We start from the raw sequence: 25,751 nt of genomic DNA on the forward strand, positions 1-25,751 counted from the left end.
GTTTGGGCTGACTGAACCAACCCAGCCCGCGATTTACAAGGAGGAACCGCAGCGTGAAGCGCTGCTTGGCCCAACCGAAGCAGACGCATCTGTGATGCACCATTGTCAGGCGCGAGCCTTACCCTCGTAGAGCAACCCGCACCTCGCGTTCCAACACATCCAGAAATCGTGACCTATCTGCTTTGCCAAAGGGTTTGCCACCACCACCAGCCCCTAATGGATTGGCTGCGCGTAGATCAGCCATCAGGTCGCGCATTGCCAGTTGTTGCCCGATATTGGCGGCGGTGAACACCTCTCCGTTTGGGCGCAATACCCGTGCTCCCGCCTCAACGCATTTGGCAGCCAAAGGGATGTCCGATGTCACAACCACATCGCCAGGGCCACAGCGTTCGGCGATCCACTTATCCGCCTCATCTGCGCCCTCGGCCACAATGACAACCTGCACCAGAGGGTTCGCCGATGGCCGCAGCCCGCCATTCGAGACCAGCGCCATCGGCACTTTGTGCCGTGTGGCAACTCGCTCGGCCTCAGCCTTCACAGGGCAGGCATCGCCATCGACATAAAGCGTTGTCACGTTTTTTGGGCCTCTCGCTTGGCAGGCGCAGCAGGCTTTTTCTTAACCTTGAACTCCTCCGGGATCGGCATCCGATTGAATGCGTCCAGACCGGCGATCTTGTAGGCCTCGGCCAACGTTGGATAATTGAACGTATTCTGCACGAAATAGTCCACTGTACCTTTTAGATTCAGAACCGCCTGCGCGATATGGATCAGTTCGGTCGCGCCTTCGCCAACGATCTGCACGCCCAGCACCCGGCGGGTCTTTAGCGAGAACAGCATCTTCAACATGCCATGTTCCAACCCCATGATGTGCCCGCGTGAGGTTTCGCGGAACCGAGCTACGCCAACCTCATATGGGATACCGCGCTCCTGTAATTCTTCCTCGGACATGCCGCAGGTCGAGATTTCAGGCACCGAATAGATACCATAGGGATACCATGGGCTTTCAGGCAGGGTGGGGGTTTCCAGCGCATGGCAGGCCGCCACGCGGCCCTGTTGCAGCGAGGTCGATGCCAACGAGGGATGTCCGATCACGTCGCCGGTCGCATAGATATGCGGCACGGCTGTCTGATAGGTTTTGCGATCCACCTTGATGCGGTTTCGATGGTCGGTCTCAAGACCAACAGCGTCCAGGTTCAGCGCTGAGGTTGCGCCCATTCGGCCAGCTGCGAACAGCAGCATCTCGGCCCGCACATGGCGACCGTTATCAAGGGTTATTTCGACGTGTTCGCCTGCATCTTCGATCTTTTCGACCGCCGATCCCAACCGCAAATCAACGCCGTTCTCGCGAATCTGATGGGTGAAATCATGGATCAGACGCTTGTCGATGAAATCAAGAAAGGTCTCGCGTGGTTCGATCAGGGTCACGCGCACATCCAGAGCAGAGAACATGGTGGCATATTCAACACCAATCACCCCGGCACCAATCACCACCAACGAACGCGGAATCTCTGCCATTTCTAGGAAATCGTCACCGTCGACTACAGTCTTACCATTAAAGGGCACATAGTCGGGTCGATAGGTCTTGGTTCCGGTGGCAATCAGAAATTTGGCCGCGGTCAGGCGCGTGGTTTCTCCGGCATCGGTAGCGACCTCGACCTCATGCGGCCCAACGAATTTGGCCAGACCGTTCAGGGTTTCCACGTGGTTGCGGTTGAACTGGTGTTCCAACACGTCGACCTCGTGGTCGAGTGTCATGTGTAGACGGGCTTTGAGATCCTCGGCGCGGATCTGATCCTTGACCCGGTAGGAACGGCCATAAAAGCTGCGCTCGCGCCAGCCGGACAAGTTCAGCACCGTTTCCCGCAAGGTCTTCGAGGGGATGGTGCCGGTATGTACCGAGACACCTCCAAACCGGTCCTTGCGGTCGATCACCAGAACGCGCCTCTTGAGTTTGCCAGCCTGTATCGCCGCTGCGCGTCCGGATGGTCCTGACCCGATGATGATCAGGTCATAGTCGTATGTGCCCATCCCTTAATCTCCGTACAAAGCTTCGGCATGGAAGGAGATGTGATCTTCCATGAAGGTCGAGACAAAGAAATACGAATGATCATACCCTGGCTGCAGGCGATAGGTCGCTTGCTGGCGGCGCTCTGCAATGGCCTGCGCCAGCGTTTCGGGGCGCAGCAGGTCGATGAATTGGTCGCTGGCGCCGGTGTCAATCAGGATCGGGCCGTCAAAGCCAACGTCTTTCATCAGCACAGAGGCATCGTGTTTTGACCAAGCCGCCTCATCGTCACCCAGATAGGCGCTTAGCTGTTTGCGGCCCCAATCCGCGCCGGTCGGGTTCGAAATTGGCGCAAAGGCCGAAACCGAGCGGAATCGCCCCGGCAGGTTCATCGCCAATGTCAGCGCACCGTGGCCGCCCATCGAATGGCCAGTAATCGCCTGACGCTCCATGTCGATGGCGAAGTTTTCCGCCAGTAGGGCAGGCAGTTCCTCTGCCACATAATCCCACATGTTGAAATGCGGCGCCCAAGGCGTTTGCGTGGCATTTACATAGAACCCGGCGCCCTGACCCAGATCATAATCTTCATGATCGGCTACGCCTTCGCCACGGGGCGAGGTGTCGGGGAACACGACCGCTATGCCCTGTTCCGCCGCCCAAGCTTGTGCACCTGCCTTGGTCATGGCGTTTTCGTGGGTGCAGGTCAGGCCCGATAAGTACCACAGCACCGGAACCGGGCCGTCCTTCGCCTCGGCGGGCAAAAACAGGCCAAAGGTCATGTCGCATTGGCAGGCCGAGGAGGCATGGCGATACACGCCCTGCACGCCGCCGAAACAGGCGTTTTCCGAGAGGGTTTCCATCTGGCAAAGTCCTTCAATTGGGTCGAGATATGGCTAACGACCCAAGGGCGCGGCGTAAAGGCCACGCGCATTGAGAGCACACATTTTTTGACTAAGGATATTCAGAGTGCCGAAAGCCAGGCGATAACAATCGGAAAACTCAGGATGCTGGCTACCGTCGATAGCAGGATTGCTGCCGAGGCCCGGTGCGGAGCTACACCGTAATGAGCTGCAAGCATGTAGACATTCCCAGCCACTGGAAGCGCAGCAGCAGCAATCGCAACTGTCGCGGGAAAGCTTTCAATTGGGATCAGCCATAGTAGAACTATGGCTACACATGCGGGATGAATGACCAGCTTGCAAAAGCTCAGCCAAGCGGCGACCTGAACGCGTTCGGCCGATTTCGAGGCCAGCGAGGCTCCGATAGCGAACAATGCGCCTGGAGTTGCGGCGCCACCAAGAATGGTCAGAAAATCATTCAGGGGGGCAGGGACAGGTATCTGCAATGTCGACCACAACAGCCCCGCGGATATCGACACGATCATCGGGTTTTTCACCAAGCCCCTTCCAATCAGGCGAAACGTGGATAGGGTCAATCGCCCGTCGTGCCCAGCATGTATCAGGATCACGATCAGCGAAGAAAAAACCACCAGATCGACGGCCAGTACCAACATGACAGGCCCAATGGCAGCTTCGGTCAGCAACAGGGCCAACATTGGCAGGCCCAGAAAGCCGACATTTCCGATGGCGGCGCATTGGGCCTCGATCGCCGCAGTAGGAATATCGAGGCCGCGCAACCACGCCACTAGTGTCGCCAGCAGGTAAACGGCCATCGTGCCCAGCAGATAGCCAGCGACCAGCCGCGCATTGAAAATCTCGGCAAAGGGCAGTGTGGCGGCAAAGCGGAATAACATCGCCGAAAGCGCGAAATAGAAGACGAATTTTGTCAGGTAGGCCGTCGCCTCTTCGGTAAAAAAGCGGCTGCGCCCGGCCCAGTATCCCAGGCCGATGATCACAAAGAACGGGAGGGTACGCAGAAAGATCTCGACCATGGTCAGTGTGTTAGCACTGTTTGGTAGCAGGGCAAATCATCAGCATAGATCAAGGCCTGACGTGAAAATGACCGAAGTTCATTGCAGGGGAGGGAAGGTAGGCACGAAAATCGTTGTATCTGAACTGATCGGTTTATAGTTTGGTAGGATTAGCAATCCAAAGAGAGCCTATGACCCAGACAGCAGCCATCCTTCGCACCGGCCGTAAATTCGATCAAGTTTTGCGGGGCGCCCGAGAGGTATTCATGGCAGACGGGTTCGAAGGCGCAAGCGTCGACGACATCGCGCGCGCGGCGGGTGTGTCCAAGGCAACGCTGTACAGTTACTTCCCGGACAAGCGGCTGTTGTTCATGGAGGTTGCTCAGACCGAATGCAAGAGATTGGCCGAAAACGTCATTTCGATGATCGACGACACCAAACCGGCGCGCGAAGTATTGACGATTGCGGCGACACAGCTGACCGCATTTCTTGTGTCTGAATTCGCGCAACAGGTGTTTCGCATCTGCGTGGCCGAGCGCGATCGGTTCCCTGAACTGGGAATGGCGTTTTATGAGGCTGGTCCGAAAAACGGACAACGCCACATGGCAGAATACCTGGAAAAGGCCGTAAAAAAGGGTGAGCTGACCATTGAGGATATTCAGATTGCGGCTGAACAATTCTCGGAGCTGTGCAAAGTGCGCATCTGGTCCAAGGCGGCTCTGGGCATCCAGAACCGATTCAGCCAATCAGAAATTGATGCGATCGCTATCCAGGCGGTGGACATGTTCATGGCCCGCTACGGGGCCTGACCATATCGGCGGTCCAAGACAGGTCCTCAGAATAGTATCAGTCTCTTTCTCAACTAAAAGCCGTCTGCCGGTGTAACCCACGCTTTTTGGAAGGGTCATTTCTTTGCGACTATTGAACGCAAAGACCCAAACGCTTTGAACCAGTGGTTTCAGGCGTTGTCATTCTGTCCTTGCCAGAACGGCCCAAAGGGCGGAACACTGATAGTGTATCCGATCCATCTGCCAGTTGTCTGCGGCAGCCTTTCAAGCCAGTTGACAATGGATTTTGTATTTTGGATACATTGGGCAGAGATATCGCTATGACACGAGTCGTCAAAAAGCTCTGGCCAAAAAGAGCAACGCGAATGTCTACTAAAATCATTTCTGGGAGACCCACATGAAACTGAAATTAATGGCCGCAACTGCTGCGATTGCCTTGTCGGCTGCCGCAGCACAGGCAAATACACTGGTTTATTGTTCGGAAGGATCACCGGAAGGGTTCGATCCGGCCCTGTTTACTGCCGGGACCACCTTTGATGCGTCCTCGCACCCGATCTATAACCGCCTGCTCGAGTTTGAAACCGGCACGACCAATGTCATTCCTAGTCTGGCTGAAAGCGTCGAGGCCAGCGATGATGGTCTGGAATACACTTTCAAGCTGCGTCAGGGCGTCAAGTTCCACTCCAACGACGAATTCACACCGACCCGTGACTTCAATGCTGATGATGTGATCTTCTCGTTCATGCGCCAGAAGGACGAAGGCCACCCATACAATCAGGTTTCTGGCGGTACATGGGAATACTTCCAGGGCATGGGTATGCCCGATCTGGTCGAGTCCATCGAGAAGATTGACGACTACACCGTGAAATTCACCCTGTCCAAGCCCGAGGCGCCTTTTGTCGCCAACATGGCGATGGATTTTGCCTCGATCCTGTCCGCCGAATACGCGGATGCGATGATGGCAGCGGGTACACCTGAAAAGCTGAACACCGCACCGATTGGCACCGGCCCGTTCTCGTTCGTGGCGTACCAGAAAGACGCCGTGATCCGCTATGCGCAGAATGCTGACTATTGGAAAGACCCGGCGGATGTCGAAAACCTGATCTTCGCGATCACTCCGGATGCCTCGGTTCGCTATCAAAAACTGAAGGCCGGCGAATGCCACATCATGCCCTATCCGAACCCCGCCGACATTCAGGCGATGAAGGATGACGCAGACATCAACATGATGGAGCAGGAAGGCCTGAACGTGGGATATCTGGCCTACAACACCACCATGGCGCCCTTCGACAACGCGAATGTCCGCAAGGCGCTGAACATGGCCATCGACAAGAATGCGATCATCGACGTTGTCTTCCAAGGCTCGGGCCAGGTTGCCAAGAACCCGATCCCGCCAACCATGTGGGGTTATAACGACGCCATCACCGATGATGCATATGACCCCGAAGCAGCCAAGGCGATGCTTGAAGCCGAAGGTGTGTCGGATCTGTCGATGAAAATCTGGGCAATGCCGGTGCAGCGCCCTTACAACCCGAACGCACGGCGTATGGCTGAACTGATCCAAGAGGATTTTGCCAAGGTCGGCGTGGGTGTTGAAATCGTGTCCTATGAATGGGGCGAATACCTGTCGCGCTCGAAAGAACTGAACCGCGATGGTGCCGTTCTGCTGGGCTGGACCGGGGATAACGGCGATCCGGACAACTTCCTGGCCGTACTGCTGGGCTGTGACGGTCGTGAAGCCTCGAACCGTGCACAATGGTGCCACCAGCCGTTCGAAGATCTGATCCTGAAGGCCAAGCAGAGCACAGATCAGGCCGAACGGACCAAGCTGTATGAAGAGGCTCAGGTCGTTTTCAAAGAGCAAGCACCATGGGCCACCATCGCGCATTCGGTTGTCTACATGCCGATGAGCAACAAGGTGCAGGGCTATAAAGTGCACCCGCTGGGCGGCCACATCTTCTATGGTGTGAGCGTCGAATAAACCACCACTCACGTACCGGAGCTGCCAACAGGTGGCTCCGGTTTTCCTTTTGGGAGGTCGGCCTGAATGCCGGATTTATCCGAGTATCGCGAACTGGCAAGGAACATGTCAGTAGATGCCGTGGCGCTGGTGCCCGGCCCGAATTTCACCCGCGCTTTGGGAAAACCCTTCATGAGCCATGAGCGGCCCTTTGTGGTCGTGATCCCGGCCGAAGGCGCTCCGGCGGCGATTGTGCCAAATCTGGAGCTGGGTTCTTGGGCGCTAGTCGGATTTGAAGGCGCCGTTTTCGATTGGCGCGATCAGAACGGTTATGATGATGCCTTTGCGGCGCTGGCCGCGCATATGCCCCTTTCGTCACTGGCTGTGGAAGGCCAGGTGATGCGGGTTTTTGTTTCCAAAGCGCTGACCCGTGCAATGCCGGACCTGCGCATCGTGGACGGTGAGCGTGAGATTTCCGGATTGCGCATCATCAAGACAGACGAAAACATTGCGGCATTGCAGGCGGCGATAGATGTCTCGGAACGTGCGTTGACGCGCGTCGTCGAAGATGTGCGTGTCGGCCAGACCGAAAAGCAAATTGAGCAATCTTTGATCCAGGCGCTTTTCGCCGAAGGCGCGGAATCGCTGGCTTTTACTCCTATTGTCGCCGCAGGGGATAACTCGGCCCAGCCGCACGGCAAGGCGCGCGCCGATTACCAAATCAAACCGGGCGACACGCTGTTGTTTGATTTCGGCGCCCGCAAACACGGGTTTGCCGCCGATATAACCCGCACCTTCTTTGTGGCCGAGGTCTCGGACGAGGGCAGGGACGTCTACGACACCGTTCTGCGCGCCAACCTCGCCGGGTTCGAGGCCTGCCGCCCCGGCGTCACCGCCCACGATATCGACGACGCGGTGATCAGCGTGCTCGAAGCCTCGCCCTATGCCGACCGCATCCGCACCAAAACTGGGCACGGTTTGGGCCGCGACGTTCACGAAGCACCGTACATTATGCGTGGAAATGACCAGAAAATCCTGCCTGGCATGGTCTGGACCAATGAACCGGGTCTTTATGAACTGGACAATTTCGGCGTACGCATAGAAGATGACGTGCTTGTTACCGAGGATGGCTGCCGGTCTCTGACCAGCTTTCCCAAAGATCTCACAATCATAGGTCGCTGATGTTTGGCTACTTACTCACACGCCTTGGCATGTTCGTTCCGACATTTCTGGGCGTGACGCTGATTTCCTTCATGTTCATCCGGGTTCTGCCCGGTGACCCCATCATCGTCATGGCTGGCGAACGCGGCATGACCGAAGAACGCTATCAGGAGATGGTCGAGAAGCTGGGCTTCGACAAACCGGTCCTGCAGCAATACTGGGATTACCTCGTTGGCGTCTTGCACGGTGATCTGGGCGAAAGCTTTGTCACCAAGAAACCGGTCTGGGATGAATTCTTTGCCCTGTTCCCTGCAACACTGGAATTGTCTATCTGCGCGATGATCTTTGCGGTGGCTCTTGGCTTGCCCGCCGGTGTGATTGCTGCCGTGAACCGGGGCAAGTTCTTTGACCGGGCGCTGATGTCCTCGGCATTGGTCGGCTATTCGATGCCGATCTTCTGGTGGGCCCTGCTGCTGATCATCGTGTTTTCGGGCAATCTGGGCTGGACGCCGGTCTCGGGCCGGATTGATCTGCTGTATTACTTCCCAAGCGTCACTGGCTTTATGCTGATCGACAGTTTGTTGTCAGGGCAACCGGGTGCATTTGGGTCCGCCGTTCGACATCTGATCCTGCCGACCATCGTTCTTGGTACGATCCCGCTTGCGGTGATCGCGCGCCAGACACGCTCGGCCATGTTGGAGGTGCTGGGCGAAGATTACATCCGCACCGCCCGCGCCAAGGGCCTTTCGCCTTCACGGATCAACGGACTGCACGCGCTGCGTAACGCCCTGATCCCGGTGATCACAGTGATCGGCCTGTCAGTTGGTACGCTTTTGGCTGGCGCAATCCTAACCGAGACGATCTTTAGCTGGCCGGGCATCGGCAAATGGATGGTCGACAGCATTTTCCGCCGCGACTACCCGGTGGTGCAGGGCGGTCTACTGATGATCGCAGTGATCGTGATGCTGGTAAACCTACTGGTCGATGTCCTTTATGGCATCATCAACCCCAAAATCCGGAGGCGGTGATGGCTGAACTGTCTGCTAACACTCCCAAGACCGAGGACCGCCCCAGCGCATTGCGCGAGTTCTGGTATTACTTCAGCGAAAACCGCGGTGCCGTGATGGGCCTGTGGGTCTTCACGGCCTTTGTCATCTGCGCAGCATTTGCACCTCTGCTGGCCCCTTACGATCCGACCGAGCAGTTCCGGGATCACATTCTGCAACCTCCGGCGTGGCAAGAGGGCGGTAGCTGGGCATTCCCGCTGGGCACCGACCCGCTGGGTAGAGATATGCTGTCACGGTTGATCATGGGATCACGATATTCCTTTTTCGTTGGCATCGTTGTGGTCTGTGTGGCCGTGACGGGCGGGGTAGTCATTGGCCTGCTGTCCGGCTTCGCACCCAAATGGGTCGACACGCTGATCATGCGGGTGATGGATATCATCCTGTCATTCCCATCATTGTTGCTGGCGCTGGTTCTGGTGGCAATCCTTGGCCCGTCACTGACCAACGCGATGATCGCCATCGCCATCGTGTTCCAGCCGCATTACGTGCGTCTGACCCGTGCTTCGGTTTTGTCGGAACGGCAAAAGGATTACGTTACATCCGCGCGCGTGGCGGGTGCGGGTAAAGCACGCCTGATGTTCAAAACGGTACTGCCCAATTGTCTTGCACCAATCATCGTGCAGGCGGCGCTGTCGTTTTCGACCGCCATTCTGGACGCCGCAGCCCTTGGCTTTCTGGGCATGGGCGCGCAGCCGCCCACACCGGAATGGGGCACCATGCTGGCCGAAGCGCGTGAGTTCATTCTGCGCGCCTGGTGGGTGGTGACTTTCCCTGGCCTCGCCATCCTGATCACCGTGCTCGCCATCAACCTGATGGGCGACGGTCTGCGCGATGCGCTGGACCCGAAACTGAAGCGGAGCTGACGATATGAGCCTGTTGGATATCCGAAACCTCACCGTCGAATTCGCCACCGCTTCGGGCAAGTTCCGCGCCGTGGATGGTGTCGACCTATCGGTCGACAAGGGCGAGTTGATGGCCATCGTCGGCGAAAGCGGTTCGGGTAAATCCGTGTCGATGCTGGCGCTGATGGGTCTGCTGCCTTGGACAGCGACAATAACCGCCGATGAGATGAAATTCGAGGGCATCGACCTGACCAAAATCTCGGCCCGCGACCGGCGCAAGATCATTGGCAAGGACATCGCCATGATCTTTCAGGAGCCGATGTCCTCGCTGAACCCATGTTTCACGGTTGGTTTTCAGATCAAAGAAGCATTGCGCATCCACCTTGGGCTGAACCGCAAAGATCGCCACCAGCGCGCGATTGAGCTGTTTGACCAAGTTGGCATCCCGGCACCGGAAAGCCGCCTGAACACATTTCCGCACCAGATGTCGGGGGGGATGAACCAGCGGGTGATGATCGCCATGGCCATTGCCTGTAATCCCAAGCTGTTGATTGCGGACGAACCTACAACGGCGCTGGACGTCACCATTCAGGCGCAAATTCTGGACCTGCTGATGCGGCTGCGTGATGAACAGGGAATGGGTCTTGTGCTTATCACCCATGACATGGGTGTCGTCGCCGAAACGGCTGAGCGTGTGCAGGTGCAATATGCTGGTCAAAAGGTCGAGGAACAGCCCGTCAAAGATCTGTTTCGCACGCCGCGCCATCCCTATACATCTGCATTGCTGAGCGCGTTGCCGGAGCGGGCAACCTCGAAACTGCTGCCGACAATTCCGGGGGTGGTGCCCGGTCAGTTTGACCGACCCAAAGGCTGCCTGTTTAGCCCTAGATGCAAGTATGCGGACGATATTTGCCGGTCGCTGCCTCCGACCCCGCACAGTACCGAATTTGGCAAAGCCCGCTGCCACCATGTTGAAAGAATAACCGCCGGAGAACTGGCATGACCGCCCCTATCGTTCAGGCCAACGCATTGGCCAGGTTCTACACAGTCAAAGGTGGTTTGTTGTCGAAACCGGCCACGGTCAAGGCTTTGTCCGGCGTGGATTTCGACCTTCGACCCGGCAAAACTCTGGCCATTGTTGGTGAATCGGGTTGCGGAAAGTCGACGCTGGCGCGGGTTGTGACGATGATCGAGGAGCCGACCTCAGGCAGCCTGACCATCGACGGAGTCGAGATCACCCCGTCAAAATGGGCACAGATGCGCGAGACTGTGCAGATCGTTTTTCAGGATCCCTATGGTTCGCTCAATCCCCGGCAACGGATCGGGCAGATTCTGCAGGAACCCCTAATCATCAATCGCCCGGATATGTCCGCTGCAGACCGTGAGGCTCGGGCACGGGAAATGATCGACCTAGTGGGCCTGCGTCCCGAACATTACGACCGCTATCCGCATATGTTCTCGGGCGGACAGCGCCAGCGCATCGCTATTGCCCGAGCGCTTATGTTAAGTCCGAAGGTTCTGGTTTTGGACGAGCCGGTCTCAGCATTGGACGTCTCGATCCAATCGCAAATCCTGAATCTGCTGGTTGAGTTGCAGGAACGTCTGAACCTGGCCTATCTGTTCATTTCGCACGATCTGTCAGTGGTTAAACATTTCGCAGATGATGTGATCGTCATGTATCTTGGGCGTGCTGTTGAAAAGGCTCCCAAGGAACAGCTTTTTGCCGCCCCCCGCCATCCCTATTCCAAGGCGCTGCTTTCAACCACGCCGCGCGCGGACCCCGAAGCACGCAAGGAACGGATCAAGCTGGAAGGCGAATTGCCTTCTCCAATGAACATCCCCAAAGGCTGCGCCTTTGCACAGCGATGCTGGCTGGCGACTGAGGAATGCCGCGCTGCGCCGCCCGATCTCAGCGGGACAACACACAAGGTCGCGTGCCTGCATCCATTAGATTAAGTGGCTATTTTTCTTTGCGCGTCGCGATGATCATCTCGAGCAGCTGTTCTTTCGTGCGACGGATGTGACGGGTCAAAAGGGCACACGCGTCCTCGACCCGGCCGGCGCGGGCAAGTGACAATAACTCACGATGGTCTTTCTTCGCGGGTTCGCGTTGTTCCATGACACTCAGGTGCATGCGGACATATCGGTCGGATTGTACATTGACGCGTTGCAGGATTTCATTGCTCAACCCACGCCCGGCTGCAGCATAAAGAGCCATGTGGTAGGCGTTGTTCAGGCTGCCCCAGCGGCCCACGTTATAGGCCTCATAAGACTTTTCCATCTCGTCCAGTAACCGATCGCACTCAAAGAAATCTGCGTCTGTCATCTGTGGGATGGCGCGCTGAAACAAATCCACTTCCAACAGGATGCGCAGGTCAAAGATTTCACCGATCTCTGACAGAGAGTGCGAGGTGACCGAAGCACCCCGGTTGTTGGTCAACTGCACCAGCCCCTCGGCATCTAATCGTTTCAATGCCTCACGGATCGGCATGCGAGAGACATCATAATCCTCGGCCAGTGCTTCTTGCCGAATGGTCTCTCCCTCGGCCATTTCACCACTCAGAATCCGCTCGCGCAGATCATTGGTAATGACTTCTGGCAAGCTTTGTCGGGGGATCGCACGGGTTCTGGGCATTAGGATCGTCTCGAGATTTGAAAACTTGTATCCAAAATACAAAATGATAGGGAAATTTCCAAGCCCTTAGCCAACCCGATAACGGTTCCGTGTCGGTCAGCGTAACGGACTTTTAGTGCAGGGCGAAAAAAGAGCTTAAAAATTTGGGAACTCGACTCGGAACCAAACTATACAATGGACCGAAGTTTGAATTTACAGCACATTGCTGACACTTCTTCTTAGTCTACAAGGCACGCCATGCGGACATATTTGAACCCGGTCACAGCATCGATGTTACACCCAAATTGATTTACGTTCGGAACCGAATGGATGAATGTCGGGGCAATGCACCTGATCTAAAGGACCCTGACGCGTTTATCTCCGTCATCATAGCATTGGCTTAGTAGAATGGGCGATATCATGAACACATCCAACACCCGCAATGAAGGTATGCGAATAGGGGGGAAGGTTGTTTTCACCGAGGCTACGATCCCTGTGCGCTATGCTTTTACCAACGAGGTCATCGGAACCGTCCCTGCAGGCACCGCCGAACACGCCCGGAATGCTTTTGAGATCGCCGCGAATTATAAGCCAAACCTGACCCGATACGAGCGTAGTCAGATTTTGCGACGCGCTGGTGAACTAATTGGTCAAAAGCGGGAATACCTGGCGAAATGGCTGACGCTGGAACTCGGCATCTGCCACCAGCATTCGATATACGAGACAAAGCGCGCGCAGGATGTCTTTCAGTTCGCCGCCGCCGAGGCGTTGAAAGATGACGGCGAAACGTTTTCGTGCGACCTCACACATAACGGCAAAGAGCGAAAGATTTTCACCAAACGCGAGCCGGTCAATGCGATTAGTGCGATCACCCCATTCAATCATCCGCTGAACATGGTCAGCCACAAGGTCGCTCCGTCGATTGCAACCAACAACTGTATGGTCTGCAAACCAACCGAACTGACCCCACTGACGGCTCTGAGTTTGGCCGATATTCTCTATGAAGCGGGTCTACCTCCCGAGATGTTCCAGGTTGTCACTGGCTGGCCGCAGGACATCGGGGATGAGATGATTACCAATGAAAACATTGACATAATCACGTTCACCGGCGGCGTGCCGGTCGGTAAGATGATCGCCGCAAAAGCGGGTTATAAACGTCAGGCATTGGAATTGGGTGGCAACGATCCCCTGATTGTTCTTAACGACTTGAGCGATGCCGATTTGGAGAAGGCAGCGGCGATTGCCGTGGCTGGGGCCACCGGAAACTCTGGTCAGCGCTGCACCGCAATCAAACGCATTTTGGTGCAGGACAGTGTGGCCGACAAGTTTGTGCCCTTTGTGTTAGAGAAAGCCAAGGCGATCAAATTCGGCGATCCACAGGACCCCGAGACGCAACTGGGCTGTGTGATCAATGCTGAAGCAGCAGCGCTATTCGAAAAACGAGTATTCTTGGCTGAGGAAGAGGGCGCGGAAATCCTCTACCACCCTGGTCGTCAGGGCGCTCTGCTACCGCCGGTTGTGGTCGACAAAGTACCGTATGACAGTGAGTTGGTGATGGAGGAAACTTTTGGCCCCATCGTACCCATCGTGCGCGTGCCCGATGACGACGCCATGGTTATGGAACTTTCGAACAGTACCGCGTTCGGATTGTCCTCGGGCGTGTGTACCAATGATCTGAACCGCGCGATTGCCTATATAAACGGTCTGAACGTTGGAACTTGCAACATCTGGGAACAACCCGGCTTTCGGATTGAGATGTCGCCTTTCGGTGGCATCAAAAATAGTGGTAATGGCGTTAAGGAAGGCGTCATTGAGGCGATGAAATTCTTCACCAATGTTAAAACATATTCGTTGCCTTGGCCGGGATAGCAGCGCAACACTCCCGGACAAAATTGATCAGGGTTTCCCATTATAATATTGGGGCTTTACCCTTGCACAACTTCTTGTCGTTGCACGCCCAACCCCGCGATGCCCAACTCAATCGTGTCCCCGGGTTTCAAATAGGTTTGCGGATTCTGTCCCATTCCCACACCCGGCGGCGTTCCGGTCGCAATTACATCACCCGGTTGAAGCGACATAAACTGGGACAGATGAGAGATCACGGTCGCCACACCAAAATGCATCGTTTCGGTCGACCCGTCCTGATAGCGGTGGCCGTTCACCTCTAGGTACATCGGCAGCTTCTGTGGATCGGGAACCTCATCCCGCGTGACCAGCCAAGGGCCAATCGGGCCGAACGTGTCGGCAGATTTGCCTTTGACCCACTGGCCCGACCGGTGCATTTGAAAATCTCGTTCTGACAGATCATTGACTACGCAGTAACCAGCCACATGGTTCAAAGCCTCGGCCTCGGTCACGTATTTGGTTTGCTTGCCAATGACGACGCCCAGTTCGACCTCCCAATCGGTCTTGACCGAGCCACGCGGAATTTCAACGGTGTCATTCGGCCCCATGATGGCCGAGGTCGCTTTGAAAAAGACGATGGGTTCAGCAGGCAACTCCAACCCACTTTCGGCAGCATGATCAGCGTAGTTCAAGCCGATGCAAACGAACTTTCCAACGTGGCCAACACACGCCCCCACGCGCGGTTCGCCTTGGACAACGGGCAGCAAGGAAAGGTCGAGTGTGCGCAACTTGTCCAACCCTTCGTCGCTCAGAGCCGTGCCCGAGATATCGTCGATGACGTCTGATAGATCGCGGATATTGCCATTAGCATCCAAAACGCCAGGCTTTTCCGCACCGCTTGGTCCATATCGCAACAGCTTCATGTCCTGTTCCTTTGCAACTCGGATGGCACCGATTGGATCAATTCGATCTTGTCAACCAGTCAGCGCAAGGGACGAATACTTTGTTACTTACATTTGTTCCGGCAGCAGATAAGCGGGCAGGTCTTGGTAGCAGACCGGGCGCAAGAACCGTCGGATCGATAGGGTCCCTACCGACGTTGCACCGAAGTTGGTTGAAGCCGGGTAGGGGCCGCCATGGACCATGCTGTCACAGACCTCAACTCCGGTCGGGAAGCCGTTGGCCAACAGCCGACCAGCCTTGCGTTCCAAAACAGGCACCAGTTTGCGCGCGATTTCAGCGTCTCCTGCGTCCATATGCAATGTGCATGTCAACTGCCCTTCAATTGTACGGGCAATGTCGATGATTTGGTTGGTGTCGCGTGCACGCACGAGGATCCCCGTAGGTCCGAATACCTCATGATGCAGGCTGCTGTCACTTAACCAATCATCACCTGAGACAACAAACAGGTTTGGAGCCGCGTGACGTGGCGCACTTTCGTTCTGCACAACTTGCTGAACTCCTGTTCCAGCAGCAAATTGTGCAACCCCGTCACGATATGCGTCCGAGATGCCGCATGTCAGCATTGTTTGCGCGGGAGTTTCAGCCAAAGCGGCCTGCGTTGCAGCCTGAAGAGCATCGGCGCTTTCACCGTCCACCACAATTGCGATGCCAGGGTTAGTGCAGAACTGACCGGCACCCATGGTCAAAGAGCCCGCCCAACCGCTTCCGATCTCCGCGCCTCGGACGGCTGCAGCTTCTGGCAAGACAAACATCGGATTGACCGAGCCCAGTTCTCCAAAGAATGGAATGGGGTCCGGGCGCTGAGCGCACAGATCGAACAGCGCCCGACCGGCGCGCAACGATCCAGTAAAGCCCACAGCACGGATCAATGGGTGTTGGGCAAGGGCGGTTCCAACATCTATTCCGTCGCTTTGAATCAAGGAAAACGTACCCGACGGACTGTCAGTTGCTTTGATCGCGGCGTCTATGGCCTGTGCAACAATCTCACCTGTGCCGGGATGGGCGGGGTGGCCTTTGACAACCACGGGGCAGCCCGCCGCCAAAGCCGCGGCCGTGTCCCCACCCGCAACCGAGAACGCCAGCGGGAAGTTGGACGCTCCGAACACTGCGACCGGCCCCAAGGGACGTTGGATCATCCGCAAATCTGAGCGCGGCAGAGGCGCCCGTTCCGGCAGTTCAGGATCGTGTCGCAGGTCCAGGTAATCTCCAGCCTCGATATGATCCGCGAACAGGCGCAGTTGACCTACGGTACGACCGCGTTCCCCCTGCAGACGCGCTTCGGGCAAACCGGTTTCCTGACAGCCGATTTCCGTTATCGCATCGCCACGGGCATCAATCTCATCCGCAATCTTGCGCAGCAAAGCCGCGCGTTCAGAACGGGTGGACCAGCCAAATGTTGCAAAGGCCTCTTCAGCGGCGTGAACGGCACGATCAACGTGAGCAGGCGTACCGACTGAAAAGTCGTGACAGGGCCCATGTGCTGGGTCCGAGGGGAACGTCACCTCCGTTCCAATCCATTCTCCGGCAATAAGGTGCTTTCCAGTCAACATGTTAAAATCTTTCTTATTTTCAGGCCGCGTTTGGCGATGTTTCGCATCAGTTGAAGGGCATCAAAGTTCCAGTCACGAATATCACCATGCCGGTTCGGGTTGAACAGGTCTCAGCGGAAAACATAGCCAATCCTTGTGTTAAAACTCGGCTTATTGGTGTGAATCACAAAATCAGATTGGATACCGCTTCACACGGTTGTCTTGTGCCGGGTCAAGAACGCATTTTCTCATTTCATAAGTTTCGCATATATGTGTTAGGCTTCAAGCACTGCATTTGTCACATTCTTTAAAGGTAGTTGATCCATTGCCAGAAAAACCGAACAGCGTATTCAAGCTGCGTCCACTGGAAAAGGCCGATTTAGAGGTAATTACGCCTTGGTTTCAGGACATCGAAGACCTCGCCCGGTTTGATCGCACGTCGCGCACGCCCTGGAATCTTGCGCAAACTGAAGAAGTGTGGAGCGATGCCTTCAACACCTCAAGCGGTAACGGAAAGTGCTGGTTCGTCGTCGAATCTGACAATGGGAAGATATTGGGATTGATTGGCCTCGACGCCATCTCGCCAATTAACCGGGATGCAGTTGTCGCAATGTTTGTTGACAAGTCTGCCAGACGGCTTGGCATTGCGATCCGTGCTGCTGCTCTGGTTGTCGATTTTGCGTTTCGCCAACTGGGCGTGAACCGGGTGACCTCATATTATCGGAATGATAACCATATCAGCCGTGACCTTGTGGCCAGATTGGGGTGCCAGGTCGAAGGAACCATGCGGCAAGCCTGGTTCGCTGACGGGAAGTTTCACGACATGATCGTGGTTGGCCTTCTCCGTCAGGATTGGATGGAAAGACGCGCAGTCTTGGCAAAAGAACTCTGCCCTGAAACGATTGTATCTTTCGGATCAGAGGGTTCCACGAACTGGTCATGGCCGCCTCAGCTTGATAAAGGTGGCTAACGGGGTGTTTATTTGCTCTCAGACTGAAAAAGTACTTTTGATATAAAGTGACCATTGGGTTCCAATCCGGGCCCTGAGGCGAGTAATGAATGTGAATACCACGAGTCCAAACCCTTCCATTACGCAAAAACTGGGTGCAGTCCTGTTTGCCGACGTGGTCGGGTATTCCCGCTTGATGAGCGAGAATGAGATGGACACGTATAACGCGCTGAAATCATTGCTTTATCAGCTTGAGGAAACCTGTGCTCGCTTTCAAGGTCGGGTGGTCGAAGTGCGCGGTGACGGCATCCTGGCCCTGTTTGAAACCGCGACAAGCGCGGTGGAGTTCGGGGTGGAATTGCACCGTATCGCCAGTCAACACAATCAGAAGCGCGCTGATGACCAGCGAATCAAATTCCGCGCTGGCGTTCATCTGGGCGAGATTCTCATCGATGATCGCGGCATTCATGGCGATAACGTCAACATAGCAGCCCGGCTACAGGAAATTGCCGAACCCGAAAGGGTTTACGTGAGTTCTGCAGTTTATGATCAGGTGTGCAACCGCTTGCGTTATGGGTATGAATTTCTCGGGCCCAAACACCTAAAGAATATTCTTTCGCCTGTCTCAACCTACTGCGTGCGTAGCGAAGTCGCGGGCGCAACGATGGCCGGTACAATGCGGCCCGAAATTTTCGGGGATGTTTTGGAAAGACCCGATTCCCCCTCGGTCGCAGTCCTACCTTTTAGCAGTCAGGGCGGGGATGAATCGGACAGTTGGATCGCCGAGGGGCTGACCGACGACATCATTATGAACTTGTCCAAGTTCCGCAATTTGTTTGTCATTGCGCGAAACTCATCCTTCTTTTTCAAAACTCAGTCGATGCCACCGAAGGAGGCCGCGCAAAAACTGAACGTGCGTTATGTTGCACGGGGCAGTGTGCGACGGTCTGCCAGTCGCATTCGGATAACAGCGGAATTGATTGATGCCACCACCGAGCGCACCATTTGGGGTGAAAGGTTCGATCGCAAGATCGACGATATTTTTGATATTCTGGACGAAGTGACAGAATGTATCGTTGCCGCCACCGCGGTTATGATCGAGTCGCACGAAAAGCAGCGTATGATTCAGGCGGTTCCGTCCGACCTCGAGGCGTATGGATCGGTTCTTCAGGGCCAATACCACATTTTCAAATACACTCGGAACGACAACCGCAAGGCGCAAAACTTCTACCAATCCGCGCTGGAACGGGACGAAGGTTATGCTCGCGCAGCAGCGGCATTGTCCCGAACGCTGAATATCGACTGGCGGTATTCCTGGTCCGAGGACCCCTCAACCGCGCTGGATCAAGCCCTGACTTTTGCGCAACGATCAATCGAACTGGACCCCACGGATGCACGCGGTTTCGGTGAATTGGGTTATGTGCATCTGTACCGCAAGGAACATGATGCTGCTCTGCAATCCTACCAGCGTGCTTTGGCTCTGAACCCGAATGACGCGGACATGCATTCGGATTTCGCTGACGCGCTGGCGCATTGTGGTGACAATGAAACGGCAATCACTCATATCCAACAGGCGATGCGGTTGAACCCTTATTTTCCGGACCAGTACCTCTGGCATCTGGGCGGGGCGTATTACAACCTCAGGCGCTATCAAGACGCCATTGACGCCGTCAACAAGATGAACAATCCCACCGAAGGGCAACGCCTATTGGCAGCTAGCTATGCGCAGCTTGGCCAAACCGATCTTGCTCGTCAGATCGCGGATAAACATCGTGCCGCGCACCCGAACTTCTCATTGGCGCGCTGGGGAACCGTCCAGCCGGACAAGCAGGAAGACGACACACAACATTTCGTTGAGGGCCTTAAAAAGGCAGGGTTTTGAGCGAATAAAGGCCCTGCATAGCACGGGCCTTTCGCAAAGTTATTCCGAATTGGTCCTTAATGACGCTTCCGCGTGTCAGTCTTCCGAACCTCGCGCTCGCGCGCCACTTACTCGGGCACCGCTCACGCGCGCGCCGCTGACACGGGCACCACTCACTCGGGCACCGCTCACGCGTGCGCCACTGACACGGGCGCCGCTGATTGCCGGACTGTCGTAGCCGAAATAGATATCCAACAGAACCTGTTCGAACTGACCGGTCATTACATCCATGCGAATGGTGAAGTCAGCCTTATCATAATTCCAAACCATCACATCGGCCGAAACCTGATAATCAGCCGCCGCGACACCGCTTAGCGAGGGGTCCAGAGGCGAACGAGCATCAGCACCACTATTGCCGCTTGGAGCCGCTGCTTTTACGCCTTCGCCATGTACCAAGAACACCGTCGGCTCAGGTAGCTCATAATACGTACCTTCGTAGGCAAAGCCGTAAATACGGGCCAGACGGGCATCGCCGCCAAATTGATCACCGATGAAGTTATTCGCGCCTTTGCCTCTTTGACGCTTTTCCACAAATAGCTGGTTGGTCGTCGAGTCTTGCTTTTGGACCCAGAATGTACGCTTAAATTCCCGACCACGTTTTACATATACACTGGCCTCGTAATCGACCGTCGTTCTATCGACCAGATTGAATGTGTCATCGTCTTGTTTTTCGGCCTTATAGATACCGGATACAATGTTGTGAGTGTCACCTTTTTGAATCAGAATCCGGTCGCCATCACGCAGCTTGACCCCATCAATACGGGTAATGCCGGATGGCAGGCTGTCAGTGTCACCAATCTCGTCCGCCAATCGCACTTTAATTTGCTTGATCTGAAGGTCTTTGACCTCACGCCCATATAACAGCACTTCGGAAAAACTGAGCAAGGACTCAGACATATCGTTTTCTCCCAGCTATGGGATCGACAGAGTCAGGACCCTAATCTCCCCCTTAAAACAAACCCGATCAAAACATTCCGGGTAAATGAATTCCAATAATCATCCCAACCTTGCATGCCATAAAACTGTTTCAAAATAAAGGATTTTAGTTTCAATCCGGCACCTGCGTGCGAACCGAGTTCGAGTGGCTGTCTTCTTCCGGATCGGGCAGGCGAGGCCCCGCAGTTGTCAGGCCGATATCGCGCATTCTGAAATTGCCCTCGATAATGCGGCGGAATGCACCACCGGTGATTTCCTGATCGACCGCCAGCAAAGCCTTTTCCACCCCGAAATAACTAAGCATATCCGCATCCAGCCGTTCCCAGGTGTCAGCCAGGTAGGTGCCGAGATAGTCGCGCGCCTCAAGCAGGGCGATGCGGAACCCTTCGGGGTTTTCGGCATAGCGCTTGTCGAATATACCCTGCATCACCTCGCTGTAATTCGGTGAGCCCTCCAATTTGTCCGACAAGTCTTCGTCTTCAGGCAAGATCAGGTCGTGGACCAAAAGGCGCTCGTGATAGATATCGACAAAAATATCGAACATCGCTCCGGTCAGGGGTTCCGATAACGCGTGTTCGCTTGACCATCCGGCGGCAAATTCCGAAAGCGACCGGTCGTTTGCCGCCATCCGGATCTGCGCGTTGTCCGACAGTTCGGCAAACCGGCTGAGGCGGTTGAACGTATAGAGGTTTCCCCGCGTATTCTCGAGCAGTTTGTCTATGACAGACCCAAAGTGCAGTGAAGCCAACAGGGCAACCAAATCAGCTGCGGATTCGTGAAACCCATAATATTCACCCCCGGCGTCCCCATCCGAGGGCAACCCGATCACGCTGTAGATGATAGCGTGGCCGATCTCATGCGCGACCACATCGAAATTCAGGCTATAGGGGCGGTATTCATCCCCGTGCTCGTGGGTTCCGCCGGTTTCCAAAAATCCCCAGCCTATATGAGCGTTATCTAGACTGGGTAACAGTGACAGTTCCAGCCGTTCAAAATCACGGCCGAAATGCCACGGGATCGGACGATCGAAATACCCCTGCCACACATCCATGGTGAAATGGGCCGACCCGAACAAATGGGCGGCCTCAAAGGCGGGATCGGACGGGTCGATATGGATGAAGTTGCCAAATTCATCGGGCATGGCGGGTGGCTGGATGTATCCATCCCACGGCGGCAGATACATGCCCGGCCCATTCGGACCTGGTATAATCGCACCATATGGAGTTGTTTTCCCCACCGGGTTGACGGTGTACATGCGCGGCCCAGACGGCCCCGGACCGATGCTGCCTTGTGGTGCCGAAACCTCGACCAGTTCCAGTTCGGCATTCGGCTCCAGAAATGGAGATTGTGGGAAAAGCAGAAACCGCGTCCCGGGCTCTTCCTCTTCGATCTGTTCGGGGTAGTTCACTTAACGCCCTCCCGTGTCGTGCCCGGACAATTCCAGCGGCCTTTGTTCTATTCGGCGGCCCCCGCATCAGTGCCAGAATGGCAATACAAATATTCAGCTTCAATCATTTCATAAAACGCATCGCGCCCGGTCAGACCAAGCGACTGTGTATAAGAGTCAAGATCATCCGGCACCTCTTGGTCAAGACGAGATTCAAAATACCAAATCAGCACACGCAGACGATCTATCCCAACTGCACATGTGGGGACGGCACACCGGGCTTTGTCGACGGCCCGATCACGCAATTCTGTATACTGATCCAACCGGCGCAATTCGGACAGCAAATGCGCATCCAATCGGCCCGCGCGCGAGGTGACAGCCGCGTCAATCCGCGCGCCATCGGCCAGCATCGCTTCGTAGCTTTCAACATTCAGATCATTGGCCTCGATCCACTGCATCAGATCAGACCGGCGGGACAACCCCGTACTGGCCCTGTGATCGTCCATTTGCCTGACCAATTCGGAACGCTCGGGGTTCAGGTCCTGACGGGTCGCGTCCTCGTAAGACAGCAGGGCCAAGGCTGCGCGATCCCTTAAGCGCGTAAAGAGTTTGGGGTCCAGCCGCAGTTCGTCCAACACGGCGCTGTCGACAACCTGAAGACTCGCATCCACCCGTGATCGCAGAGCCTTCCACATCAGGGTGCGTTCAGTTCGGGCAGGCTCCAGAGCGGGCAGGGTACCATCGGCCAAATAATCGGAGATACGCTCAAGCATGGCGCACGCGTCCCGGGCCTTGGCGTCGATGCGACCTGTTGGCAGCCATTCCGTGAACGCGGTCATTCCGGGCAATGCGGCTAACGCTCCAAGGATGTCTGGCCAAGCACGTTGGCGGTAGTGTAACGCCTTTGCATAGCGCAATATCTCAGCAGCGGAATCTGGCGATAAAATCTTATCGTTCTGAGCTTTTGATACTGTCGCACGGATTGACACCATCGGTTCACTTAATGGCCGAAACGCCAGTTCGGCTGGACTGTGCAGAACCGCGACCTCATCATCATCCTGCAATACACCGCTGAGGAAGTCTTCAAATATACCGCCAACACCGATCATTCCGAAATCGGCCAGCTCGGCGGCGCGCAATGCCCCCATGCTGGCGCTGCCAAAAACCGGAATTCCCTGTTCCATCGCCCACAGGATTTCCTTGTGCCAGACCGCCGGAACACCCTCGAAAAACCCGTCAATGATGCCGATCACATCCGGTTTGTCGCGCGCAACTCGGTATACGTCGCCCTGCCGGACGGGGGGTAGGATTTCAGCATCCAGACAGTCTGACACCGCCTCTGATGAAAGCGTCGGGCCTACAAAAACTACGGCTGTCATGTCAGACCCTCTGAAATGCGAAGTGCCCGAGGGCCGTGGACATAGTCAGGATCATCATGAGGTGCCTCAAGCCCAGGGATAACCGCGCGAACCACCGCGATGTCGAATTCCGGGCGCGACAAGTCCAACGCAACCACCTGCGAGATCCCCACATTGGCAAGCCGCTGCAAAATGAACTCTAGGTCTTCATCGAAAGATCCGGTCACGTGGGACGGGCAGTTGGAGAAGTTCTGACTGGCCTCAGCACCTTCAATCAAGCCGCGCGCATAGCGGTCGCGTTCGTATTTGGCCTGATCAGTGAATTCTTCCGGGTCGAGATCATCCCTTGCGCCGGAAATATAAGTCAGCCGCGTTTGTGCGGCCTCGGTCAGTGCCCTGAGCAAAGCAATCGCGCGGTCAGGATGGCAACCATCACCAATACCGATATGGCCCGGTTGTCCACCTCCTTCGCAGATAACACACCGGAAACTCGCAATCTCGATATCCGAGGTTGTATTCCACAGCCCAATCTCTAACCCGGCCGCTGTAATCATCTCTATGGCCTGACGACAACGTGGATCATCAACGCTATCCACATTCAGCCGCGGAGGTGCTGTATTTTGAAACCACAACGCCGTCGCGTCCCGTTCAATCAGTTCGCAGATCGCGTGACAGCTGGCCTCGGCCAAGCTGTTTCCCGAAGCCAATCCGTTGGTTGATCGGGGAAAGGCCTTCTGACCTCCGACCGGAGCCGCCGTATAGTCTGTGTCGACCATCTCAAGCGGCACCCAACACGGAACATTCGCACCTACATCCTGACCCAAGACCCAAAGAATGTTCGCGTGGGGATCAAAGCGCCCGCCGCTTACGCGCGGCAACCCGGCGACATCCACAACATTCGTTTCCAGTGAAAGATCGGCATATCTGGCAAGGCGCTGGGGAAGCTGAATCCTCTCAGCATGCCAAGACTCAATCGCCTCCATCACACCGGATGCTTCGGCGGCACGCAATGAAAGACCTTTGCCCAGAGACACCGCAACCGACCGTGAGTTTGGTCGCGCAACCATTACTGTCGGCAACCCGATCCGGTCCAGCCCAGTCAAGTTCGCAATCCGGGTGATCCCCATGTCCTTCAAAAACGGTTTCACGATCTCAAGTGTTTGCTCTGGATCGCGCAACCGATGCGTGTCCAGCATATATTGCTTTTGCGATCCGTCGGGCATTTAGCGGGCCTTGTTAAAATAATTGACCGTAACGTAAAAATAATTGCGCCGGTCCAGACTATTACAACGTAGGATGATAGATCACATCCGTTCGGTCAACCGCCACAACTCGCCAATTGGCTGCGGGTGAGCCGGGAAAGGCAACGGAATTTTCGCCGGTCTTCAATACCACACTCGGATAAGAAGACCTAAGCAGTGCATCCGGCCAATACGGAGGCCTAGCACCATCCCGGAATGTATCGCCGGAATTTCCAGACAAAGCTTCCGGCATCAAACAGTTTTTCGAGCGTCCAAATAGGTCTGCAAGGTCGGCTTCGAGAGCTCCGCCGTCCATCTTTTCGCCATTTCTCAGCCGGATTGTGCCAGTCCAAGGTCAAGGGGGGCTCAGTACCACTCGGCTGAAGGTTCCAGAGGGTCACACGCGGATGGCACAGTATCGCGATTAACCCAGGATTTGAGAATGTAGTCATCTCCAGCAAGTGCGTGCAGACCTGCCGCAATCCGGTTTCTGAAACACTACGCGGTTACAAACAGCTTTATCGCGATTTATTTGGTGTGATACCCAGTTTATTGGAGTGTATCCCCTCGGCATACGTAATCCCTCGACAATTCGATAGGAGCATGAGATGAGTTACTCATGTCTAAAAAATCGTTTTTCGAACGCATTCTACGCTTGGAGCCTGGTATCTCCCTCATCTAATGGAGTTACGATAGGGTCGTTAACAATTGGATTCTCATTACTTCACTCGTGGGTGGTGGAGTAATGACTTACACATCCACTATAACGGAGTGGACGCAGCAACTCGGGCCTGCTGGAATATCCGCTATTGCTATCTTTTCCGTTTTGACAATTTTTGTCTTGCTAAGCTTAATTAAGTGGTTGAACTCTAAGGCGCGGTACAACGAGACGGCATTGAAACTAATAGATAAGGCGCGGGATGGGCGACGTTTTAGAGTCAATCCTGTTGAGCAAGAATTCACGAAAGAGCGTTTCAACATAGCTGATATTGTGCACCCTATAACACAATCAGCAGAAGGTAAGAATTTCACGGATTGTAAAATTTTTGGGCCGGGAACTGTTCTGTTTAGGGGTGAATGCCATTTCTATGGAATAGAGTTTTTTGAGGTGAATTTCGTTCCGATCAAGGCGGGTACGCAAATTTTCGAACGAAATCAGGTGGTTCTGTTCGATTGTGAAATCCGTGGCGGTAAGATTTCCAATCTGAATATACTGTCCGTCGTCAGGGATTTTGGGACAGATGGCCGCCTGAGCTAAGAGAGGATCTGGCTCATCTGGTTTTTGTGATTATGCGGCGGATTTGCGGTGAAGCAA

General features: G+C 55.2%; 22 protein-coding genes. 11 read left to right on the plus strand and 11 right to left on the minus strand.

Annotated elements, in window-relative coordinates; genetic code table 11:
- Window positions 1–118: 118 nt before the first annotated feature.
- From ACR0D7_RS17805 to ACR0D7_RS17820, 4 genes are all read right to left on the minus strand, one after another.
- Window positions 119–574, minus strand: a complete 456-nt coding sequence (locus ACR0D7_RS17805) for a YaiI/YqxD family protein (protein WP_170384488.1) — start codon at window positions 572–574, stop codon at window positions 119–121.
- Window positions 571–2,028 (minus strand): Si-specific NAD(P)(+) transhydrogenase, encoded by a 1,458-nt coding sequence (gene sthA, locus ACR0D7_RS17810; RefSeq protein WP_480680222.1) that lies wholly within the window; start codon window positions 2,026–2,028, stop codon window positions 571–573. Before sthA ends, ACR0D7_RS17805 begins: the two co-directional genes overlap by 4 nt.
- A gap of 3 nt (window positions 2,029–2,031) precedes the next feature.
- Window positions 2,032–2,865: an S-formylglutathione hydrolase gene (gene fghA / locus ACR0D7_RS17815; RefSeq protein WP_480680223.1), complete on the minus strand. Its 834-nt coding sequence runs from the start codon at window positions 2,863–2,865 to the stop codon at window positions 2,032–2,034.
- Between the two features lie 101 nt (window positions 2,866–2,966).
- Entirely contained in the window at window positions 2,967–3,896 is a 930-nt protein-coding gene (locus ACR0D7_RS17820; protein WP_480680224.1) for an AEC family transporter, read from the minus strand.
- A gap of 170 nt (window positions 3,897–4,066) precedes the next feature.
- Here ACR0D7_RS17820 and ACR0D7_RS17825 point away from each other — a divergent pair, with 170 nt between their 5' ends.
- From ACR0D7_RS17825 to ACR0D7_RS17855, 7 genes are all read left to right on the plus strand, one after another.
- Window positions 4,067–4,684: a TetR/AcrR family transcriptional regulator gene (locus ACR0D7_RS17825; RefSeq protein ID WP_480680225.1), complete on the plus strand. Its 618-nt coding sequence runs from the start codon at window positions 4,067–4,069 to the stop codon at window positions 4,682–4,684.
- A 376-nt stretch (window positions 4,685–5,060) separates the two neighbouring features.
- Window positions 5,061–6,644, plus strand: coding sequence for an ABC transporter substrate-binding protein (locus tag ACR0D7_RS17830; protein ID WP_480680226.1), 1,584 nt, complete (start codon window positions 5,061–5,063; stop codon window positions 6,642–6,644).
- A 66-nt stretch (window positions 6,645–6,710) separates the two neighbouring features.
- Window positions 6,711–7,805, plus strand: a complete 1,095-nt coding sequence (locus ACR0D7_RS17835) for a M24 family metallopeptidase (RefSeq protein WP_480680227.1) — start codon at window positions 6,711–6,713, stop codon at window positions 7,803–7,805.
- The gene (locus tag ACR0D7_RS17840; RefSeq protein ID WP_170326437.1) at window positions 7,805–8,812 is read left to right on the plus strand and encodes an ABC transporter permease subunit; all 1,008 of its coding nucleotides are present in this window, start codon (window positions 7,805–7,807) and stop codon (window positions 8,810–8,812) included. The genes ACR0D7_RS17835 and ACR0D7_RS17840 overlap by 1 nt, the downstream gene beginning before the upstream one ends.
- Window positions 8,812–9,714, plus strand: a complete 903-nt coding sequence (locus ACR0D7_RS17845) for an ABC transporter permease subunit (protein ID WP_170384503.1) — start codon at window positions 8,812–8,814, stop codon at window positions 9,712–9,714. Before ACR0D7_RS17840 ends, ACR0D7_RS17845 begins: the two co-directional genes overlap by 1 nt.
- Window positions 9,715–9,718: 4 nt before the next feature.
- Entirely contained in the window at window positions 9,719–10,696 is a 978-nt protein-coding gene (locus ACR0D7_RS17850; protein ID WP_480680228.1) for an ABC transporter ATP-binding protein, read from the plus strand.
- Entirely contained in the window at window positions 10,693–11,649 is a 957-nt protein-coding gene (locus ACR0D7_RS17855; RefSeq protein ID WP_170384507.1) for an ABC transporter ATP-binding protein, read from the plus strand. Before ACR0D7_RS17850 ends, ACR0D7_RS17855 begins: the two co-directional genes overlap by 4 nt.
- A 4-nt stretch (window positions 11,650–11,653) precedes the next feature.
- On the opposite strand, the gene ACR0D7_RS17860 is transcribed toward ACR0D7_RS17855, so the two are convergent.
- Window positions 11,654–12,328: a GntR family transcriptional regulator gene (locus tag ACR0D7_RS17860; protein ID WP_480680229.1), complete on the minus strand. Its 675-nt coding sequence runs from the start codon at window positions 12,326–12,328 to the stop codon at window positions 11,654–11,656.
- Window positions 12,329–12,727: 399 nt separating this feature from the next.
- Here ACR0D7_RS17860 and phnY point away from each other — a divergent pair, with 399 nt between their 5' ends.
- The gene (gene phnY, locus ACR0D7_RS17865) at window positions 12,728–14,176 is read left to right on the plus strand and encodes a phosphonoacetaldehyde dehydrogenase (protein WP_480680230.1); all 1,449 of its coding nucleotides are present in this window, start codon (window positions 12,728–12,730) and stop codon (window positions 14,174–14,176) included.
- A 56-nt stretch (window positions 14,177–14,232) separates the two neighbouring features.
- On the opposite strand, the gene ACR0D7_RS17870 is transcribed toward phnY, so the two are convergent.
- Both ACR0D7_RS17870 and ACR0D7_RS17875 read right to left on the minus strand, forming a co-directional pair.
- Window positions 14,233–15,075 (minus strand): fumarylacetoacetate hydrolase family protein, encoded by an 843-nt coding sequence (locus ACR0D7_RS17870; RefSeq protein ID WP_480680231.1) that lies wholly within the window; start codon window positions 15,073–15,075, stop codon window positions 14,233–14,235.
- Window positions 15,076–15,162: 87 nt separating this feature from the next.
- The gene (locus tag ACR0D7_RS17875; protein WP_480680232.1) at window positions 15,163–16,665 is read right to left on the minus strand and encodes an aldehyde dehydrogenase (NADP(+)); all 1,503 of its coding nucleotides are present in this window, start codon (window positions 16,663–16,665) and stop codon (window positions 15,163–15,165) included.
- A 304-nt stretch (window positions 16,666–16,969) separates the two neighbouring features.
- Here ACR0D7_RS17875 and ACR0D7_RS17880 point away from each other — a divergent pair, with 304 nt between their 5' ends.
- Together ACR0D7_RS17880 and ACR0D7_RS17885 are read left to right on the plus strand one after the other, a co-directional pair.
- Entirely contained in the window at window positions 16,970–17,614 is a 645-nt protein-coding gene (locus ACR0D7_RS17880; RefSeq protein WP_480680233.1) for a GNAT family N-acetyltransferase, read from the plus strand.
- Window positions 17,615–17,699: 85 nt separating this feature from the next.
- Window positions 17,700–19,475, plus strand: a complete 1,776-nt coding sequence (locus ACR0D7_RS17885; RefSeq protein WP_480680234.1) for an adenylate/guanylate cyclase domain-containing protein — start codon at window positions 17,700–17,702, stop codon at window positions 19,473–19,475.
- A gap of 75 nt (window positions 19,476–19,550) precedes the next feature.
- Here ACR0D7_RS17885 and ACR0D7_RS17890 read toward each other — a convergent pair whose 3' ends face one another.
- From ACR0D7_RS17890 to ACR0D7_RS17905, 4 genes are all read right to left on the minus strand, one after another.
- Window positions 19,551–20,411, minus strand: a complete 861-nt coding sequence (locus tag ACR0D7_RS17890) for a hypothetical protein (protein ID WP_480680236.1) — start codon at window positions 20,409–20,411, stop codon at window positions 19,551–19,553.
- A 151-nt stretch (window positions 20,412–20,562) separates the two neighbouring features.
- Complete coding sequence (locus ACR0D7_RS17895) at window positions 20,563–21,858, minus strand: gluzincin family metallopeptidase (protein WP_480680237.1); 1,296 nt, start codon at window positions 21,856–21,858, stop codon at window positions 20,563–20,565.
- Window positions 21,859–21,905: 47 nt separating this feature from the next.
- The gene (locus tag ACR0D7_RS17900; protein ID WP_480680239.1) at window positions 21,906–23,216 is read right to left on the minus strand and encodes a TfuA-like protein; all 1,311 of its coding nucleotides are present in this window, start codon (window positions 23,214–23,216) and stop codon (window positions 21,906–21,908) included.
- Window positions 23,213–24,418 (minus strand): YcaO-like family protein, encoded by a 1,206-nt coding sequence (locus tag ACR0D7_RS17905; protein WP_480680240.1) that lies wholly within the window; start codon window positions 24,416–24,418, stop codon window positions 23,213–23,215. Before ACR0D7_RS17905 ends, ACR0D7_RS17900 begins: the two co-directional genes overlap by 4 nt.
- Window positions 24,419–25,181: 763 nt before the next feature.
- Between ACR0D7_RS17905 and ACR0D7_RS17910 the strand changes: the two genes are divergently transcribed.
- Window positions 25,182–25,694 carry a hypothetical protein gene (locus ACR0D7_RS17910; protein ID WP_480680241.1) on the plus strand — a complete coding sequence of 171 codons (513 nt, stop codon included), beginning with the start codon at window positions 25,182–25,184 and terminating at the stop codon, window positions 25,692–25,694.
- Window positions 25,695–25,751: the final 57 nt, after the last annotated feature.

The sequence above is a fragment of the Ruegeria sp. BB7 genome, from assembly GCF_056539365.1.